This window comes from Gephyromycinifex aptenodytis, from assembly GCF_012277275.1.
In the GTDB taxonomy this organism is placed as follows: domain Bacteria; phylum Actinomycetota; class Actinomycetes; order Actinomycetales; family Dermatophilaceae; genus Gephyromycinifex; species Gephyromycinifex aptenodytis.
This window is the reverse complement of sequence record NZ_CP051155.1, coordinates 2049389-2062084: the sequence shown is the minus strand read 5'-3', so window position 1 is coordinate 2062084 and position 12696 is coordinate 2049389. Positions and strand designations below refer to the sequence as shown.

Below are 12696 nucleotides of genomic sequence, written 5' to 3'. Positions count from 1 at the left end.
ATGACCTCAGCAGGCCCAGAGATCAGCCCCACGAACATCATTTTCCTGCATGGGGTCAACAACACCGCCGCGGATTGGGCTGCAGTGAGAGATCACTTGAGTCCTGGGGAATCTGCCGCGCTCGAGCTCCCGCCAGTGGCTGACGTCGATGAGATCGCCGACGCCATCGAGCCTTCCCTCGGCCGAGGCGCAGTCCTTATCGGCCACTCCTTCGGTGGCTATGTAGCACTGGCTGTCCTGGCGAAATTCCCCCATCGTGTTCGTGGCCTCGTTCTGGTCAACTCTCACGACGGTGCTGACGGGCCGGAAGCGCGCGCTCGACGCGAGGCCTCGGTGAGTAAAGCCCGCGCTGGCGAGTACTTCGCACTCGCGCAGGCCGCGACTGCCGCCTCCTACACGGCCGAGCACCTTGATGACGCCGAAATGATGGCTCAGCGCAAGCGCGCTCTCGAGAACTACGGCGCCGAGAAATTCATGGCCCATCAGATGGCTGCTGCTGCCCGACCGGATCGTCGGGACGTCCTGGCGAACGCCGAGATACCTGTTCTGGTGGTCGCCGCAGCAGATGACCGCGTGATCCCCACCGAACGGCAACGCGAGATGGCGCAGGCCGTTGCGGCCGACTTCGTCGTGATCGAGGGGGCGGGACACATGCTTCCGGCTGAACAGCCAGCACCTCTGGCCGCAGCGATCAATGAGTGGTTGACGGGGTCAGGGATCCAGTAACCCCGGATCCCCCCTTCTCATCGAACGTACCCACCACACAAAGCGAGGACCCATGCCCATACCCCCCCCTGCCCTGCCGACCCACGAGATCTATGGCGACGGTGATGTCACCGTCTTCCTCTTGCACGGTGCCTACGGAGATGGACGCTACTTCGGTACCACCCGTGACTACTTCACGAAGATGGGTCACCGGGTCGTTATTTGGAACTGCCCCGGGTACGCGGGTTCTCCTAAGCCGGATGACACCAGTATTCAGGCGCATGCAGAAGCCGCAGCGGCCCTGGTGGAAGCTGTCGGCGGCCGTAAGAATGTCCTGCTAGGGCATTCCATGGGCGGGCTCATCGCTCCGCTGGCCGCAAACCTGCTCGGTACTCAGGTACACGGTCTCATCCTGTCCGCCTCGACCGCCGGGTTGCAGAGCCGCAGCGCCGAAGAGCAGAAGAGGTTCATCGCCGAGCGCGTCGACCCGATCACGGCTGGCAAATCCATTGGGGAATATGCCCCGGATCTTCTCCGCAGCATGATGGGGCCGAATGCCTCCGGGCCGCTGGTGGACCGCGTCGTCGAGGTCGTGTGCGAGATGCCGACCGACGTCTTCGTGAGCTCGATGAACGCCATCATCGAGTGCGACAACAGGGATGCCCTACGCCAGGTCACGGTGCCGACTCTGCTCGTTGCCGGTGAGTGCGACACGGCCTGCCCGCCGGCGGGAATGGCGGCGATGGCGGAACTGGTGCCGGATAGCGAATACACGGAGATCCCCGGTGCAGGCCATTACCCATTTGTTGAGGCGCCGGAGGAGTACCACGGTCGGATCCTGGACTTCCTCTCGCGCCGAGTCGCCAATGTCTGATCGCGCAGTGAACCCAATGTCGTGTTCCCCCGCTAAGCGCTTAACGAAAGGCCTGCCCGTGAGCTCCGTCAAGAGATCCAACAAAACCGTCGCCTGCACCGTCGGGATGGGCGCAATGCTGCTCATCACTGCGGGATGCTCGTCCAACACCGGCGGCGGCGGGGGCGAAGGCGCAGTGGTCGATGCCAAGACAGTGACGCTGGACACCGACCGGTGCCCCGCAGAAGCTACGGCCAAGCTCGAGCCGGGCGAAGAGATCGTGATCGGGATGAGTACCGCCCTCAGCGGTCCGGTGTCCGCGGCCAGCAACGATATGGTCCCCGTGATCGAGGGCTACTTCAAGATGCTCAACGAACAGGGTGGCATCGACGGGCACAAGCTCCGGTTCATCGCCAAGGATGACGCCTACGAGGCCGCCCGCGCCGTAGGAAACGTCAAGGCCCTCGTGGAGAACGAGAAGGTCATGGCGACCATGCTGCAACTCGGCACGGCACAGTCGACCGCGGTCCAGACGATGCACGAGAGCAGCTGCGTCCCGCAGCTCGCTGTCTCTTCGGGTGCGCCTAACTTCTATAACCCAGCCGAACACCCGTACTCGACCTCGAACTTCTTCCCCTACGCGGCAAACGGTTCGTTGATGGTCAACTTCCTGACCAACGAGTTCCCCGCCGGCGCCAAAGTCGGCGGGCTGGTTTGGAACAACGACTTCGGCGCCTCGGCCAGCAAGGCCTTCGAGTCGGCCATCGGCGACGCCAAGGTTGAGGTAGTCGGCACCGTCAACCACGATTCGACGGCCGTGTCCCTCTCCGGTCAGGTCACTCAGCTGCTGTCCAAATCTCCCGACGCCCTCGTGGCCAGCACCGGATCAGGGTTCTGTTCGCAGTTCGTGAACGCGGCTCGCAGCGGAGGCTTCAACGGGCCGATTATGCTGCCCTATGCCTGCAGCGATGCCAGTGACGTGCTCTTCCCCTTGAAGGACAAGGCGGTCAATGTGTATGCGCCGCAGTCCTTCATCGACACGAACTCCGAGGAGTTCAAAGACACTGAGGCTGCAAAGGAATACCACAAGTTCCTGGACAAGTACTCACCGAGCACGGAAAAGCACTCCAGCTTTGCGGCAACGGCATACCAGCAGTCCGCGCTGCTAACCGATCAGTTGAAACGAGCCGCAGCTTCGCCCCATGGTCTGAGCCGCGTTGGTCTCATGGACGCGGTTTGGACCACCGACGGCACGATCGGTCTTGACTTCCCCGAACATGGCACCGTCATCAACGGAGAGTTCCCCTACCCGACCGGGTATGCCGTCATGGGTGAGTTCGACCCAGCCACCAAGGCCTGGAAGGGCACGCAGAGCAGCGTCTTGGCGAATGGTGAAAAACCATGACCAAGCTGCTCACCGAGCAGCGGACAGGACTCTCGCTGAGCGTTAAAGATCTGCGGCTGCATTTCGGTGGCATCAAGGCCGTTGACGGTGTGACATTTGAGGTGCCCGGGGGGACCGTATGTGGGCTCATCGGTCCGAACGGTGCGGGAAAGACCTCGGTCTTCAACATCATCAGCCGCGTCTACCCGGCGGATTCTGGAACTGTTCTCGTCGACGACACGAACCTGCTCGACATGGCGATCTATGAGATCGCCCGCCACGGAGTCGCCCGGACCTTCCAGAACATCGCTCTCTTCGAGGGCATGAGCGTCCTGGACAACGTCATCATCGGGATGCCCTCGGAGCATCCCGTCGCGTGGTGGCCCTCGATGGTTGGGTTGCGCGGCTCGGCCGACATGCGGCGCAAGAGTCAACTTGCCGAAGAGATCCTGGACGAACTCGACATCGCCCACCTTGCCAACCACGCGGCTACGGGTCTGCCGATCGGGACTCTGAAGCGGGTGGAGCTAGCTCGCGCTTTGGCCAGCCACCCGCGCCTGCTCCTGTTGGACGAGCCTGCCAACGGGCTTACACACAGCGAAGTAATGGAGCTGGGAGCGCTGCTCGAAGGGATTCGCACGCGGCGCGGTCTGACCATCGTCTTGGTCGAGCACCACATGGGCCTGGTCATGGACATGAGTGAGCACGTCGTCGTTCTGGAACGCGGTCGGAAGATCGCCGAAGGAACACCCAGTCAGGTCACTGCCGAGCCCGCTGTGATCGAGGCCTACCTCGGGAGGCGAGATGCCTGACCTGATTCTCGACGTTCAGGACTTGCACGCGGGGTACGACAGCGTGACCGTACTCCACGGTGTGACGGTCAATGTCGCCGAAGGCGAGGTAGTCGTGCTCCTCGGCGCCAACGGCGCCGGAAAACCCACGACGATGCGGGCACTCAACGGGAGCCTGCCGTCCGAGGGGACGTTGAATTTCCGTGGGCAGGACATCGGTTCGATGTCGGTTTCGCGCATCGTCCGCCTCGGCGTTGCAACCGTTCCCCAGGGCCGCGGCACCTTCCCTGACCTGACGGTCTCGGAGAACCTCACCGTCGGTGCTCATTCGGTGCGCAGCCGCAAAGAGATCGGCAAGCAAACGAGCGAGTGGTTGGAGAGGTTTCCTCGCCTCGGTGAGCGGAAGGAGCAGAGGGCCGGAACGCTATCGGGCGGCGAGCAACAAATGCTCGCCGTTGCCCGGGCAATGATGTCCAATCCGGCGCTTCTTCTGCTCGACGAACCTTCTTTGGGGCTGGCTCCCCTCGTGGTTCAGGAGCTCTTCGGGCTCCTGCGGGAGATCAACAAGGAAAGAGGGACCGCCATGCTCGTGGTCGAGCAGAGCGCCGAACTGGCGCTGGACATCGCCGATCGAGGTTTCGTCCTGGAAGCCGGGGAAACCGTGCTTTCCGGCACCGCCGATGAACTCCGCGGCAATTCTGCCGTCCGGCAAGCATATCTAGGGATGTGAACGGCCCATGACAAATTTCTTGGCGCTCAGCGCCAACGGCTTGGCAAACGGATCCATCTACGGCTTGCTCGCGCTGTCGCTGGTGACGGTCTTCCGCTCGACCGGATACCTGAACTTCGCTCAGGGCGAAATGGCTATGCTGTCGACCTTCCTAGTATTCACCGGCGTCTCGATGGGTCTGCACATCTGGATAGCTGTTGCGGTGGCCGTGGTTCTCTCTGCTGCCGTGGCCGCTGGTATCCAGTTCGCCATCATGGGTCCTCTGGAGCGCAAAGGGCACGACGTTGCCTTGATTGCCTTGCTTGGATTATTCCTCTTTATCAACGCCTTCAACGGCGCTGTCTGGGGGCTCGGTTCGCGTGCGCCACTGGCACTGTTCCCTTCGGGCTTGAATGATGGAATTCAAGTACTCGACGGTGACCCGCCGCTTGTGCTCTCCTACGCCGTCATCGGCACCTGGATCACGGTGATTCTCCTGCTGAGCGCTCTGTGGCTGCTGTTGAACCGCACCCGCCTCGGCCTGGCTTATCGCGCGGTCGTCTCGAACCGAGACTCGGCGGGTCTGGTGGGTATCCCGGTGAGTGGAATGTTTGCACTCGGCTGGGCGCTCGCAGCAGTTCCCGCGCTGTTTGCCGGCGTCATCACATCGCAACTTACTGGAACGCTCAGTTTCACAATGATGGTCAACGTGCTGGTGTTCGGATTCACCGCAGCATGTCTAGGCGGATTCGACAGCCCCGTCGGTGCCGTTGTCGGCGGTCTGATCGTCGGCCTCGTCGAAGCGCTGTTCCCGTTTTTCGTGCCCGCGGTGGGGAATGACTCGGGACTGGTGATCGCCATCGTGCTGCTGCTCGCAGTCCTGATGATTCGACCCAATGGTCTCTTCGGACGGATGGCGGTGACGCGGGTATGAGCAACTCAAGGTCTATGACCGTTTCACCGGTCTACTCTCGGCGGAAGTCGATGGCTGTTCTGGGTGTCGCCGCCCTGCTCCTGGCGCTCGCACCAGTGCTGCTCAGCCAGACTTCGGTCCTGAAGATCGCGCAGATCCTGATCTTCGGGGTGGCGCTTTTGGGACTGAACCTGGTCTCGGGGTACACCGGACAGATTTCGCTGGGGCACAGTGCCTTCTTCGGCATCGGCGCATACGTGACAACGATCCTCGTCACCGACTATGCCTTGCCGATCCTGCTTACCCTGCCTATCGCAGCCGGCCTGGGTTTCCTCGTCGGAGTGGTAACCGGACTGCCCGCCCTGCGATTGAAAGGGCACTATCTGGCGCTGGTCACCCTCGGATTCGCTGTCGCTTTCCCCTTGATCGTGATCAAGGCTGAGGCGATCACCGGGGGAGCCAATGGCAAGTTGTTGACCTCTCGATGGGCGCTGCCCACCAATACACCGAGTTGGATGACCCAGCTGAGCGTCACCTACCTGGTGATCCTTGTTGTGACGCTGCTCGTCATCGGCGTGATCCGCAACCTGGGACGCGCCGGGGCGGTTCGTACGCTGTTGGCCATCAAGGACAACCCGCTGGCCGCTTCAGTCAACGGCGTCAACCTGACTCGAGAGAAGGTCGCCAGCTTCGCGCTCAGCGCTGCCATTACCGCGGTCGCGGGAAGCATGTATGCGATGACGGCTGGTGTGGTGGCTCCGGAAGTATTCGGATTGATGTTGAGCGTCCAATTGCTCACCGGTCTGTTGATCGGTGGCAGTGGCACGATCCTCGGCTCGTTCCTGGGCGGAGTCGTCCTCGTGATGCTGCCTGAGTTCACCGCCGACCTCATCGGGGGCAGCGGCGCAAACATGGCCTACGGCGCCCTACTCATCGCGATCATCTTCTTCATGCCGGCTGGGATCGCGGGCGGCTTCACATCAGTTTCTCGGCGCCTGAAGGCGCCCGGCGGTCGCACCGCCGCTCCCCGCGAGGACGCGTCAGAGGCCGCTCCGCGCGACGGTATCGGCGAGATGGCCTCGCCGCAGGGCCGCTCCTGACGCACCCCGCTGTTCCCATTCTTGAGGAGACTAAAATGAATGACCCAAATGCTCTCATCCTGAGCGTTCCGCGCGAGGATGAGACAGACAATCCGTGGCTCAAGGGAGCCTTCCGGTCTCAGCGTAATGAGTTGACGGTCAGCGGAAAAGACCTCCAGATCATCGGGGAGATTCCGGCCGACCTGGATGGCGTCTATATCCGCAACACGCACAACCAGGCGCAAATGCCGCTCGGTCTCTACCACCCCTTCGACGGCGACGGAATGCTGCACGCCATTCGATTCGAAGACGGCAAGTGCGAGTACCGGAACCGCTTCGTTCGCACAACTGGATTCCTCGCCGAACAGGCCGTGGGCAAATCCCTGTGGCCGGGACTGCTGCAGCCCGACATGTACACCCGACGGGGTTGGGGTGCAATGGGTGCGATGAAGGACAACGCCGGCACCGACGTGGTGGGTCACGCCGGCAAGCTCTATCCGACGATGTCTCAGTGCAGCGAACCATGGGTCATGAGCCCGTACACGTTGGAGACTTCGGGAGCGACGGCGAGTTGGGCTGCTCTGGTCCCCGATGGGGTGTCCTCCCACCAGAAGGTCGATGTCGAGACCGGTGACATGATCTTCTTCAACTACAACTTCGAGCAGGCACCGTATCTGAACTACGGCGTGGTCAGTGGTGAGGACAAGCTCGTCCACTACGTCCCGATCGACCTGCCCGGGCACCGCTGGCTGCATGACATCGGCATGACGAAGAACTACAGCCTGCTACATGACATTCCGTACTTCTTCGACAAAGACGGTCCTGCGGGGCAGAGCGCCAAGCTGTCCTTCCACGACAACATGCCGTTCCGAATCGGGGTTATCCCGCGGTTCGGGCGCAGCGAAGATGTGCGCTGGTTCGAGTTCGAGCCGAGTTTCCTGCTGCACATCGCGAACTGCTATGAAGACGGCGACTGGATCATTCACGATGGTTGTCGCTGGGACAACCTGGGCAAGATGCCCGTCGGTGACCCCAACGACCCGTATGCAAAGATCGCCCGCAACCTGGACAAGCACGCCACGCAGACGCACATGTATCGGTGGATGCTCAATGTTCGCACGGGGGAGACGAAAGAGTATTCGCTCGACGACGAAGTGACCGAGTTCCCGATCGTGGGGAATGACTGGGTCGGAAAGACGTACCGGTACAGCTACAACTCCCTGTTCGTTCCAGGCCATTGGTACATGTGCGGTTTGAAGCGCTACGACCTGCTTCGCGGCGATATGGTCCGTTACGAATATGGAGACCAGCGGTATGGCTCCGAGGTGTGTGTCGCCCAGAAAATCGGCTCCACCGAGGAGGACGCGGCCTATGTCATCACCTTCGTCAATGATATGGCTCAGGACCGCTCCGAATGCCTGATCTTCGATGCGGCGGACATCGAGGCGGGTCCCATCTGCACGGTGGTGCTGCCCGAGCGGATTGCGGCCGGAACTCACGCCTGTTGGGTTGAGGGTGACCGGATGGACGGCGAGAACCGTGGCTCGGGTCTGGCGAAGATGCATCCGCTGACTTACTGAGTGCGGCCTGGGAGTGGACGCGCAAGGTGGACGGCGCGACTCCCCGGCGGTAGTCACGACGAGAGACGCGCGAGATCAGGGTGCAGCGGTGGAGGGAGCTTTCCGCCACTGCACCCTGATGCGGTCCACGTGCATGTCTTCGGGCCTGATCGGGTCCGGCAGGTGGCGCCAGTCGAGCTGGTAGCACCGCGTCGACGAAGTGGATCGGTGCGCACGGCCTCGGGTGGCAACCCGCTCACATCCTGAGCACCTGGTACTGCTTCGACTCGGCCTGGATGGCTGAGCCCACAAACGCTCGCCCGCTCGCGTCTCCGGTCTTCGGGCGCGAGCGGGCGGGTCACCACGTAAACCAGAGCGCCGCGGGCAAAAGCCCGCGGCGCTCTGGTGCTTCACCGGGTCATGCCCGGATGGATCAGTTCTGCGTACCCTCGATCTGGGCCGGCGATGAGCTGTGGTTGACCGTGATCTTGCGCGGCTTGGCCTCTTCGGCGACCGGGATCGTCAAGGTCAGCACGCCGTCGGTGTAGTCCGCCTCGATGCGGTCGGTTGCCAGGCCGCGACCCAGGGCGAGCTGACGGGCGAACGTGCCGCTCTCGCGCTCGCGGGAGAGCCAGGTGACGTCCTCGTCCACGGTTGGGCGGCGCTCGGCGCGCAAGGTGAGGGTGCGGTCGTCGACGTCGATATCGATGCTGCTGGGGTCCACGCCCGGCAGATCGATCTTGGCGACGAAGGCGTCACCCTGGCGGAACAGGTCCATGGCCAGAGGGCCCTGGGTGGGAGTGCTGGTACGCGTGCCGGTGTTCAGCCAGCGCTCCATCTCCTGGAAGGGGTCGAATCGAGCGGTCATAGTGTCCTCCTCCTGTGCTGCGGTGGTGCCGCCTGGCGTCGTTTCGGGGGCTGCGAGCATGTGCGCGGGCCGAGATCAACGATGCCTTATCTGGCACTCTGGTGTCGAGAGTGCTAACCGGCGGTGCCTCGGTGCTATTCCCCTCGCCGGGCGATCCCGGGGGCGGGGCGCCTGGCCCGTCGGCCGGTGTGGGTGCCGCTCGGCAGGCGGGAACGCCCGCCGAGCGACCCCGGGGGTTCCAGCCCGTACCCACACCGGGCGTCCACATGCCATTCTTCCGGCACCATGGACGACGAACTCGCCGAGATCGCAGACTTTCTCGCCGCGCACCCACCCTTTTCCGAGCTGCCCGAACAAAGCCTGCAGGCGCTGCCGCGGGAGCTGACCGTGCGCTACTACCGGCGCGGCAGCGTGCTGGCCACCCCCGCCGACGAGGTGAAACACCTCTCGATCGTGCGGGCCGGTGCGGTCGACGTGCACGACGCCGCCGGAGCCCTGGTCGAACGGGTCGACGTCGGCGGCAGCTTCGGCGTGACGGGCCTAGTCCAACCGCCGCCGTACGGCTTCTCCGTCACGGCCCTCGAAGACACCCTGATCCTGGAGCTGCCCGCGAGCAGCTTCCACCGGCTAGTGGAGTCCAGTGCAGCGTTCTCCTCCTACTTCCTGCTCCAACAAGCCCATCGACTGCACGCCGCCGTGCAGAGCGTGGCCGTCTCCGACTCCGGCACCGCGGTGCTGAAGACGCGGCTGCGTGACATGGTCACCCGCCCGCCGGTGGCCATCGGACCCCAGGCCAGCGTGCAGGAGGCGGCGCAACTGATGCGCAGCGAGCGCATCTCCTCGCTGCTGGTCCAAGACCCGCAGGTGGTCGGCATCGTCACCGACCGCGACCTCCGGAACCGGGTGCTGGCCGACGGGCTCCCACCGAGCACCCCGGTAGCCCAGATCATGACGCCGAACCCGACGACCGCAGACGCCGACACCCTCGCCTTCGAACTGTTGCTCAGCATGCTCGCCAGGGGCATCCACCATGTGCCGGTCACCGACGGCCAGGACCTGCTCGGCATCATCACCAGCACCGACCTGGTCCGCCTGGAGCAATCCAACCCGCTGTACGTCGTCCAGGACATCTCCCGGCAGAACCAGCCCGAAGACATCGCGCTGGCCACCGCCCGCCTGCCCGACCTGGTGGAGCGTCTCGTCGCCCAGGACGCCAGCGCCGAGGACATCGGCCGGGTCGTCACTGCAGTCGCCGACGCCGTGCAGCGCCGGCTATTGATCCTGGCCGAGGAGAAACTCGGGCCGCCGCCGGTTCCCTACTGCTGGGTGGCGCTGGGTTCCCAGGGACGCCGCGAGCAGGCGCTGGGCGCAGACCAGGACCACGCCCTGATCCTCAGCGATGACGTGACCCGCGAACACGACGCCTACTTCGCCGACCTAGCCGGTTTCGTCCGGGACGGCCTGGTCACCTGCGGCTACCCACCCTGCCCCGGGGACGTGATGGCCACCACGCCCCGTTGGCGGCAGCCGCTGGCGACCTGGCGTCGCCAATTCGGCGAGTGGATCAGCGAACCCACCCCGGATGCGGTCCTGGCCGCGACCATCTTTTTCGACATGCGGGCGGTGGCCGGGGAACTGGAGCTGTGCACCAGGTTGCGCACGGGCGTGCTCGCGATGACCCCGAACGCCAAGATCTTCCTCGCCCACCTGGCCAAGCAAGCCGTGGAACACGCACCCCCGATTGGGATGTTCCGCGGCCTGGTGCTGGAAAAGGAGGGGGAGCATAAGAGCACCCTGGACCTCAAGCATCGCGGCGTCGGCCCCGTCGTAGACCTCGCCCGGGTCGCCGCGCTCGCGGCCGGTCTGCCGCAGGTGGGCACGCAAGCCCGCCTGGACGCGGTGGCCGCGGCCGGTGGAATGTCAGCGGCAGCCACCGCCGACCTCAAGGACGCTCTGGAGTTCATCGCCTACGTGCGCCTGCGCCACCAGGCGCGCCAAGTCCGGGAGCGGGGGATCCCCGACAACTTCGTCTCCCCCGAAGAGCTGAGCTCGTTTGAGAAGCGGCATCTGCGGGACGCTTTCGGGGTGGTGCGCACCGCGCAGGGCGTGCTCGCCGGACGCCACCCGCTGGGGTACATCTCGTGAGTTGGTGGCCGATCGGGGCGAACGCGCAGCGACGTCGGGTGCAGCGCAGCGTCTCCGAGGGCCCGTTGCGCGACTACCTCGACGTGCCCGTCCCCGCCAACGACACCCCGGCTGAGCAGTTGCCGCTGCTTGCCGTGGATCTGGAGACGACCGGACTTTCGGCCCGCACCGACCGCATCCTCTCGGTGGGGTTCGTCCCCGTGGACGGCAATGTCATCAACCTCTCGGGCGCTCGGCACATCGTGGTGCGCAGTCAGGGTGAGGTCGGGCAGTCCGCGGCGGTCCACGGCCTCACCGACGACGCCGTCGCGGCCGGGGTCCCGTTGGCCGAAGCCCTCGCGCAATTGCTGGCGGCGCTGCGCGGCCGGGTGCTGCTGGCTCACTACGCCACCATCGAGCAGGAGTTCCTCAGCGCGGCCTGCCGCGCGGTGTACGGCCACCCGCTACCGGTCAGGGTGGTGGACACCCTGGAATTGCAGCGACGGCTCACCACGACTGCCTGGGACGACCCACGGGCTGGCAGCTTGCGCTTAGGGGCGGCTCGGGCGGCGCACGGATTGCCGCGCTACCGCGCCCACGAGGCGCTCACGGACGCCCTGTCATGCGCTGAACTCTGGCTCGCGCAGTCGATCGCGTTGAGTGAGCGAGGCCAGGGCCGGCTCGGGCAACTCGCACGGTGACGCCCCGACCGATGGCGCGCACAGCGGATCTAGCGGGCTCGATAGGTCCTGCGGCGCGTGCGGTGCCTGCGGGTGGTGGCGGGCGAGCAGGCTCACCCCGAAGGCGGCGATTACCGCGCTCACCGTCAGCGCAGCCCAGGTCGCCGCACCCCACGCGCCGCCCTCACCCAGGGCGCTGAGACCGAAGAGCACCGCCGCGAGCGGGTCGTTCACGGTGAGGGTGGCGAGGACGACCTCCGGTGATCCACCCGCATATGCCCGCTGGACCAGCACCGCCCCCAGCGCGAATCCCACGGCGACGAGCCCGCCGAACGTCACGACCGGCAGCCAGCCCCAACCGACGGCAGCAGGCGCCAGCACCAGGATCCCGCGCAGCAGCGCCGAGGAGACCCCGAAGCTTAGCCCGGCCGCACCCGCCCAAGCCACCGAGGACCACCGCTGCGGGCCGGTATCGGCGGCGGCGACGATACCGATGATCAACAGCGCGAAACCCGAGCCGACGAGCAGGGTGCGCGTGACATCCAACGAAGGGGCGGGGAACGAATGCTGAGCGGCGATGCGCACAAACGCCACCACGGCCAAGACGGTGAGCAGCGCCGCAGCCAGCACCCGCGGCTCGATGGCCCGCGCGTGACGGCGGGCAGCCAGAACAACAGCCAACGGCACCGCCAGAACCCCCACCGGCTGCACGAGCACAACGGGGGCCAGGCTGAGCCCGACGATCTGGATGAGACCGCCGAACAGCAGGAGTGCCGCACCGGCGAACCAGGCGGGGTCGCGCGCCAGGTCGCGCAGGTTCACTGCTGGTACGCCTTCGGCGTCGGCGGTGCAGTTCACTGCATCGTGCTGGCGCACGGCTGCGGCCGCGAAGCACACGGCGCCGACGGCTGCCGCTGCAATGCCCATGAGCGAGGTGTCCACCACTTCACCCTCGCTGCACGGGGTATGCCCGCGGAACCGTCTGGAGTAGCGCCCTGAGCGGCCACCCGTACGCCTGGAGTAGGAGGTCA

Annotated in this window: 12 protein-coding genes; 10 read left to right on the top strand and 2 right to left on the bottom strand. The window is 64.9% G+C overall.

Going from position 1 to position 12696, the window contains the following annotated elements:
• The 8 genes from G9V96_RS08900 to G9V96_RS08865 are packed head-to-tail and all read left to right on the top strand — an operon-like array spanning nucleotide 1 to nucleotide 8014.
• Complete coding sequence (locus tag G9V96_RS08900) at nucleotides 1-726, top strand: alpha/beta fold hydrolase (protein ID WP_168582714.1); 726 nt, start codon at nucleotides 1-3, stop codon at nucleotides 724-726.
• Nucleotides 727-778: 52 nt separating this feature from the next.
• Nucleotides 779-1579, top strand: coding sequence for an alpha/beta fold hydrolase (locus G9V96_RS08895; RefSeq protein ID WP_168582713.1), 801 nt, complete (start codon nucleotides 779-781; stop codon nucleotides 1577-1579).
• 58 nt (nucleotides 1580-1637) lie between these two features.
• Nucleotides 1638-2963, top strand: a complete 1326-nt coding sequence (locus G9V96_RS08890) for an ABC transporter substrate-binding protein (RefSeq protein ID WP_168582712.1) — start codon at nucleotides 1638-1640, stop codon at nucleotides 2961-2963.
• The gene (locus G9V96_RS08885) at nucleotides 2960-3754 is read left to right on the top strand and encodes an ABC transporter ATP-binding protein (protein WP_168582711.1); all 795 of its coding nucleotides are present in this window, start codon (nucleotides 2960-2962) and stop codon (nucleotides 3752-3754) included. Before G9V96_RS08890 ends, G9V96_RS08885 begins: the two co-directional genes overlap by 4 nt.
• Nucleotides 3747-4463 (top strand): ABC transporter ATP-binding protein, encoded by a 717-nt coding sequence (locus G9V96_RS08880; RefSeq protein WP_210424367.1) that lies wholly within the window; start codon nucleotides 3747-3749, stop codon nucleotides 4461-4463. The genes G9V96_RS08885 and G9V96_RS08880 overlap by 8 nt, the downstream gene beginning before the upstream one ends.
• A gap of 7 nt (nucleotides 4464-4470) precedes the next feature.
• Complete coding sequence (locus tag G9V96_RS08875; RefSeq protein WP_168582710.1) at nucleotides 4471-5376, top strand: branched-chain amino acid ABC transporter permease; 906 nt, start codon at nucleotides 4471-4473, stop codon at nucleotides 5374-5376.
• A gap of 14 nt (nucleotides 5377-5390) precedes the next feature.
• Nucleotides 5391-6455 carry a branched-chain amino acid ABC transporter permease gene (locus G9V96_RS08870; RefSeq protein WP_168582709.1) on the top strand — a complete coding sequence of 355 codons (1065 nt, stop codon included), beginning with the start codon at nucleotides 5391-5393 and terminating at the stop codon, nucleotides 6453-6455.
• A gap of 35 nt (nucleotides 6456-6490) precedes the next feature.
• On the top strand, nucleotides 6491-8014 hold the full coding sequence (locus G9V96_RS08865; RefSeq protein ID WP_168582708.1) for a carotenoid oxygenase family protein: 1524 nt from the start codon (nucleotides 6491-6493) through the stop codon (nucleotides 8012-8014).
• 412 nt (nucleotides 8015-8426) lie between these two features.
• Here the strand turns inward: G9V96_RS08865 and G9V96_RS08860 are convergent, their stop codons facing one another.
• Nucleotides 8427-8861 carry an Hsp20/alpha crystallin family protein gene (locus G9V96_RS08860; protein ID WP_168582707.1) on the bottom strand — a complete coding sequence of 145 codons (435 nt, stop codon included), beginning with the start codon at nucleotides 8859-8861 and terminating at the stop codon, nucleotides 8427-8429.
• 285 nt (nucleotides 8862-9146) lie between these two features.
• Between G9V96_RS08860 and G9V96_RS08855 the strand changes: the two genes are divergently transcribed.
• Both G9V96_RS08855 and G9V96_RS08850 read left to right on the top strand, forming a co-directional pair.
• Nucleotides 9147-11006, top strand: a complete 1860-nt coding sequence (locus G9V96_RS08855) for a DUF294 nucleotidyltransferase-like domain-containing protein (protein ID WP_168582706.1) — start codon at nucleotides 9147-9149, stop codon at nucleotides 11004-11006.
• On the top strand, nucleotides 11003-11686 hold the full coding sequence (locus tag G9V96_RS08850; protein ID WP_210424366.1) for an exonuclease domain-containing protein: 684 nt from the start codon (nucleotides 11003-11005) through the stop codon (nucleotides 11684-11686). The genes G9V96_RS08855 and G9V96_RS08850 overlap by 4 nt, the downstream gene beginning before the upstream one ends.
• Here G9V96_RS08850 and G9V96_RS08845 read toward each other — a convergent pair.
• Nucleotides 11606-12607, bottom strand: coding sequence for a DMT family protein (locus tag G9V96_RS08845; RefSeq protein WP_168582705.1), 1002 nt, complete (start codon nucleotides 12605-12607; stop codon nucleotides 11606-11608). The two genes, G9V96_RS08850 and G9V96_RS08845, sit on opposite strands and share 81 nt — an antisense overlap.
• Between the last annotated feature and the right edge of the window lie 89 nt (nucleotides 12608-12696).